Consider the following 6,114-nt stretch of genomic DNA (forward strand, 5'->3'; position numbering starts at 1 on the left):
CTGACACCCACCTCTAATTTGCACCTTCCTAAGATACCACCTAAGCTTTAGCTCTGCACTCAATGGATTGAGGAAACCAAACTATGGCTACTGCCCGTAAAAGACAAATCAGTTTAACCGACACCAAATACTACCACTGTATCTCCCGTTGCGTAAGGCGTGCTTTTCTCTGTGGTGAAGATAAATTTACAGGCAAATCATACGAACACCGCCGGGATTGGGTTGAGGAAAAGCTCTCGATGTTGGGCTCCGTGTTTTGTATTGATATTTGTGCTTATGCCGTGATGAGTAATCACACCCACATTGTTTTATATGTTGATGATAAAAAGGCTAGGCGCCTGTCGGATAAAGCAGTTGTGATACGGTGGCACAAGCTGTTTAAAGGTAATTGGATAAGCCAAAAATTTATTGAAAGAGAGCCTCTCAGCGAGTCGGAGCAATTGATACTCGATGAGCTAGTTGATAAGTACAGAGAAAGGCTCGCAGATATTAGTTGGTTTATGCGGGTACTTAACGAAGACATCGCCCGCCGAGCAAATAAAGAAGATAATTGTACAGGTCGGTTTTGGGAAGGACGATTCAAATCCCAAGCATTACTAGACTAGTAAATCACTGACACCCACCACTAATTTGCACCTTCCTAAGATTCCGCCTACGCTTTAACTCTGCACTCAATGGATTGAGGAAACCAAGCGATGGCGACTGCCCGTAAAAGACAAATCAGTTTAACCGACACTAAATATTATCACTGTATTTCCCGTTGTGTCAGGCGCGCATTTCTCTGTGGCGAAGATAAATTTACCGGAAAGTCATATGAACACCGCCGTGATTGGGTTGAAGAAAAGCTCTTGATGTTGGGCTCTGTGTTTTGTATTGATATTTGTGCTTATGCCGTGATGAGTAATCACACTCACATTGTTTTATATGTTGATGATACAAAGGCTAAGCGTCTGTCGGATAAAGCTATTGTGATACGATGGCACAAGTTGTTTAAAGGTAATTGGATAAGCCAAAAATTTATTGAAGGTGAGCCACTCAATGAGTCGGAGCAGTTGATATTAGATGAGCTGGTTGATAAGTACAGGGAAAGACTGGCCGATATTAGCTGGTTTATGCGAGTACTTAACGAAGACATCGCCCGTCGAGCAAATAAAGAAGACAATTGCACAGGTCGGTTTTGGGAAGGACGGTTTAAATCCCAAGCATTACTGGATGAAGCTGCGCTGGCTGCTTGCCTCGCTTACGTAGACTTAAATCCCATTAGAGCTAACATCGCCGCAAGGCCTGAAACCTCAGACTACACCAGCATCAAAAAACGCATCGACCACGCTAAGCTGGGAAAGCAACCAAAAAGCCTACTACGCTTTGTGGGCAGTCCACGAAAACATATGCCAAAAGGCCTGCCTTTTGAACTCAAATCCTATATTGAATTGGTTGAACTCACAGGCCGTTGTATTCGAGACGACAAACGAGGCTATATCTTCGAGTCTCAATCCATTCTCACTCTACTCAATATAGAACCTGAGAACTGGATAAAACTCGCAACGCAATTTTCTCGGGTGTTTCTCGGCGCGGTTGGTCGAGAGCGAACAATAACCACTTACTGTGAAACACTGCAAAAGCGACGGCGGACAAACCTAACAAACTGTGAGCGCTTGTTGGCTTAGTAAAACTCACATTCTCAATTCTCGAATTTCTTACAGCTGCATTTACAGCGCTTTGTTGTGCGCGATAACCCGGTTTTAGTGTAGAGATACGCTTGGGCGCTAAAAATTGGCCTACCGAAAAACGTTTTTGACCAAAATTACCGTAGTGTTTACATGCTTTTTTACTTCACTTCCCCTGCTTGAATATCAATAGTGGTGGGTGTCACATGTTTCTTTGCGCTATTTGGTTGCGAAATAGTCTACGAGCGAAACCACTGCAACACCCACCGATACGCACGCAGCGCAATTTAGAGCAATTTATTTTGTGATTATCCAGCAGTCAGCAGAAGGCATAGTAGCCAAACACCCATCGTAATGGATGGGACACGGTGAAGGCCTGAACATTTAACCGAAGGAATACTTCATGTCTTACTTACATAACTATACGCCACAGCCCTGTGGTTCTGATATGCAGCGTAATGCAGTGCAATCAACCTTCAACTTTGATTTATTCGGACACGTTTTATCAAACGATAACCTTCAACGCGCATGGAAGCAGGTTAAAGCCAACAAAGGCGCAGCGGGTGTGGATGGTATGAAAATAGCCCAATTTATCGACTGGGCAAAACAACACTGGCAACAGTGCAAAGCTCAACTCGAAAATGGGACTTATCGTCCTCAGCCGGTCAAACGCGTTGAAATTGATAAACCCGATGGTGGAAAACGGCAACTCGGAATACCCACCGTGGTCGACCGAGTTATCCAGCAAGCCATTACTCAGGTTTTATCGCCCATCATTGATAACACATTTTCAGATAACAGCTTTGGTTTTCGTCCTAACCGTAACGGCCAACAAGCTGTGAAGCAAGTTCAACAAATCATTAAATCTAAACGCAATATTGCGGTAGATGTCGATTTGTCAAAGTTCTTTGACCGAGTCAATCACGACTTATTGATGCGAAATTTATCACGTCATGTCAAAGATAAACGCTTGCTCAAACTCATTGGCCGTTATTTGAGAGCTGGAATTGATGACAATGGCACGCTAATTCCGAGTTTAGAAGGAGTACCGCAAGGCGGCCCTCTTTCTCCTTTATTATCCAACATTATGTTGGATAATTTAGACAAAGAATTGGAGCAACGAGGTCACCAATTTGCCCGTTACGCTGATGATTTTATAATCTTAGTAAAATCAAAACGTGCGGGCGAGCGTGTACTTGCCAGCGTTACTCGGTTCCTTGAAACTAAACTCAAATTGCTTGTTAACACGGATAAAAGTCAGGTGGTTAAAACCACACAAAGTAAATTCTTAGGGTTTACCTTTAAACGTGGTGCAATCAAATGGCATGACAAAACCCTGCATAAATTTAAGCGACTGGTACGCATTCTAACTAACCGTAATTGGGGCGTGAGCATGCAATATCAGTTGTTTAAATTAAGCCAATATCTAAGCGGATGGATCAATTATTTTGGTATTGCAAACGCATACCAGCAATGTGTTGACCTAGACCACTGGATAAGGCGCAGGATCAGGATGTGTTACTGGCGACAATGGCGAAAACCGAGAACTAAAGTGAGAAACCTGATGAAGCGTGGAGTTCATGTGCAAGCAGCCGTTGCCTGTGGCATCACAAGTAAAGGGCCTTGGCGCAGCTCCAAAACACCCGGTATTCAACAGGCTTTAAGCTTAAATTATCTGAAAAACGAGGGACTATATTCACTCAGAGACGGATGGATAAAAGTACATTACCCAAACGGGTAATCTGTTAGATGAAACGCCCTGTGCGGACCCGCATGCAGGGTGTTGCGGGGGCTGAGGGCTAGATACCCTCGGCTACCCGATTATACAAATTTACAGACTTCCTGCTTTGATATGAGATTTCAGTTCATTTATACTTATCGATTTTGTCTTAGCACCTAGAATTTCAAAAATAACCTGAGCTCTATTTCTTAATCTAGTATCATCTGAAACAAAGTAATCACAAATATAAGCATGCTCTAAATGCTGTCTATCCCTGTAAGAGCTTGCAATTTTGTTCTTGTTAGAAAATTTTACATGCTCAGTTTCGAAGTTTACAAAATCAAATAGATCACTTAAATTCTCAATCGTGTCCCTATAATCATCAACTTTACCAATATCACCAGAATGAACAAACTCTCCAATACTTGTATTATAAAATTGAGAAACTATTTTATCGTAACCTGTTAGGTCTTTCTTTTCCTTACCCTTAAAGTAACCTACCAAATCGTTAGATATTGTATTACTCAACTCCCTACCTTTTCTTAGCTCTGGATAGAAATGAAAGTGCTGAATGACATTGTTCATTATTTTTGATTCATACAGCTTTGTTAATTTAGAGTATTTTTTAACTCTACTAATAGTATCTTCTATTTTTTCATGTACATAACAAAGCCCCTCATCCATATAACCAACCATATTTCCGTTAGTTATCAATTGCAAATCAGACAAAAACGAGCTTAAGAAAACTGGATTACTGTTTACAGCATCTTCGATTAAAAAGGAGCTATAAACAAAACCAACCTCAGATTTAGATATGTACTCTCTTACTTTCCGGTCTGCCGCTAACACTTGAACTGCGTTTGTATCTAGGTATACTGAATTCCCATTGAAATTTGATTTATTGAACTTAATATTTTCATTATTAATTACAGAATGACTATCAAAGAATTCATCCTGAATATTTGCCGTCCCATAACTCAACAACTTAATTTTGAAAGTAACTATTATCTTGTTAAGTTCAACAAGATAACTTCTATATTCTTTAATCCATGTTGCACCAAGCTTTCTAACAAATAGCTTTTCATGATCATATAACGTTCCAGAAAGCGCAAAGTCATCATTAATTATTACATCAAACTCTTTTGATATATGACCAATCAGATCGCTGTAATTTTCATTCAATTGCTTAACTGAATTATAAAATTCACTCCAAGCACTAACTACTAGGTAGTAATCTACATTTGAATTTTCTCGGTCACCCTTAAGAGAGTCTTCAAGTTCACATACAAGAGCGAAATCTTGGGAACTTTGAATCTGACTAAGTGACTCTAAATCATCAAAATGCTCCATTAGCTTATTGTAGAGTATCCTTGCGATTGCCTTTTCAATTAATTCACTCATGAATTACCTCATTTGTATAACGCCCAATTAAGGTGTAAAGCACGCTACCACGGTACTTAATTTGAACACCCTAAACACTGAACCTCACCCGAGCCAAAAATGCTAAGCGTGCTGAATCACTCTTAAATTGATTGTTAGCTGTTTTCTTTTGCCACAAGGTCTTTGAACCTTTGTAAGATATCTTCGACCATATCGACGTATTTGTGCATTGTTTCTACTAACTCTTCATCTCGTTCTATTACATCTTCGTCCAAGCACAGTTTTAATGATGGATTGAATGATTGCCCAATCCTGACATTTCCAACTGGAGGTAAACTCATCAATACCATTCCATCTCGAATTGGACCACAATGTAAATTTTGAATTGTTAGCATTGGTCCAGAAGCGCCATTCATTTGAAAGTTTTTTATCCCCGCGTAGTGTGCCACTGGAACGAGTGATTTATGTTTGTCTGTAATATCAAGATCATGTAGCGAGCGAAGTAACTTATTACCACCTGTATAAGGTTTTAAATCTCTAACGATATCGACAACCCCCTGACCTGCTTTGTCAATACGTCTCTTCTTAATCATTTGCTCGAGACCATCAGCGTCATTTCCAAAAGGAAAGTACACATTTTTTGCATCCTGACCAGCATGTTCTACTAACTCGGTAGCGAGAAGGTCTAAAGAAGCTCTTAAATTATGGATTACATCCCCGATTATTGCTGCAAAGATCATTGGGATATCATGCTTTACTCGAAGCGTCCAAAGGTGATTACTACCACCATCTTCACTCTCAACAACAACTTTAAATGGCTTTGATTTTATATAATCCACTAGCTGATTTTCTAGTTCTCGAATATGACTTTTTGCTCTGACTATTTTTAATTCCGTACCTACAAACGTTGTCATTTTAATACTCCATCATGGCTATTATTATCGGCTTCATTTGAAAGCGCTAACATTTTATTCGTGCGCATGCGCGTTTACCTCGTTGGACCAGTGAAAACGCGCGCAGTTAACTATCAGTATGTAAAGAACTTATCAGCATTCGGCTAAATATACCATCTGGAAAAATGCGCATGCGCGTTTCCCAAAACCTATTATCTCAAATCGCAAACAAATAACCTTCTGATAAACAATAATATTTTTAATTTATTCATGCGTAAACGCGCAAAAAACTTTTCATTATTTTCCTTGATATCCGAGAATTTCTGATAGCACTGTATACATATACAGCAATGTAAGGTAAGGAGCTATCATGAGTCTAAAAAGCCCATTTCTGAAAGGTATTCAGGAAGAAATGCGTATGCGTGGTTACAGCATTAGAACAGAAAAAACCTAC

General features: G+C 39.9%; 4 protein-coding genes and 1 pseudogene. 3 read left to right on the top strand and 2 right to left on the bottom strand.

Going from position 1 to position 6,114, the window contains the following annotated elements:
- Positions 1-83: 83 nt before the first annotated feature.
- The 3 genes and pseudogenes from NO992_RS15070 to ltrA all read left to right on the top strand — a co-directional run.
- A pseudogene (locus tag NO992_RS15070) lies at positions 84-602 on the top strand (transposase); the annotation flags it as partial.
- Positions 603-695: 93 nt separating this feature from the next.
- Complete coding sequence (locus tag NO992_RS15075; RefSeq protein ID WP_371378510.1) at positions 696-1,667, top strand: transposase; 972 nt, start codon at positions 696-698, stop codon at positions 1,665-1,667.
- A gap of 403 nt (positions 1,668-2,070) precedes the next feature.
- On the top strand, positions 2,071-3,408 hold the full coding sequence (ltrA, locus tag NO992_RS15080; RefSeq protein ID WP_371378513.1) for a group II intron reverse transcriptase/maturase: 1,338 nt from the start codon (positions 2,071-2,073) through the stop codon (positions 3,406-3,408).
- Between the two features lie 90 nt (positions 3,409-3,498).
- Here ltrA and NO992_RS15085 read toward each other — a convergent pair whose 3' ends face one another.
- Both NO992_RS15085 and NO992_RS15090 read right to left on the bottom strand, forming a co-directional pair.
- Positions 3,499-4,788, bottom strand: coding sequence for a hypothetical protein (locus NO992_RS15085; RefSeq protein ID WP_371378516.1), 1,290 nt, complete (start codon positions 4,786-4,788; stop codon positions 3,499-3,501).
- Between the two features lie 134 nt (positions 4,789-4,922).
- Entirely contained in the window at positions 4,923-5,681 is a 759-nt protein-coding gene (locus tag NO992_RS15090; protein ID WP_371378519.1) for a hypothetical protein, read from the bottom strand.
- Positions 5,682-6,114 lie beyond the last annotated feature (433 nt).

Source organism: Pseudoalteromonas sp. DY56-GL79, assembly GCF_041414765.1.
Lineage (GTDB): Bacteria > Pseudomonadota > Gammaproteobacteria > Enterobacterales > Alteromonadaceae > Pseudoalteromonas > Pseudoalteromonas piscicida.

Coding starts and splice junctions, on each gene's coding strand:
- ltrA (WP_371378513.1), top strand. CDS start 2,071: ATGTCTTACTTACATAACTATACGCCACAGCCCTGTGGTTCTGATATG.
- NO992_RS15090 (WP_371378519.1), bottom strand. CDS start 5,681: ATGACAACGTTTGTAGGTACGGAATTAAAAATAGTCAGAGCAAAAAGT.
- NO992_RS15085 (WP_371378516.1), bottom strand. CDS start 4,788: ATGAGTGAATTAATTGAAAAGGCAATCGCAAGGATACTCTACAATAAG.
- NO992_RS15075 (WP_371378510.1), top strand. CDS start 696: ATGGCGACTGCCCGTAAAAGACAAATCAGTTTAACCGACACTAAATAT.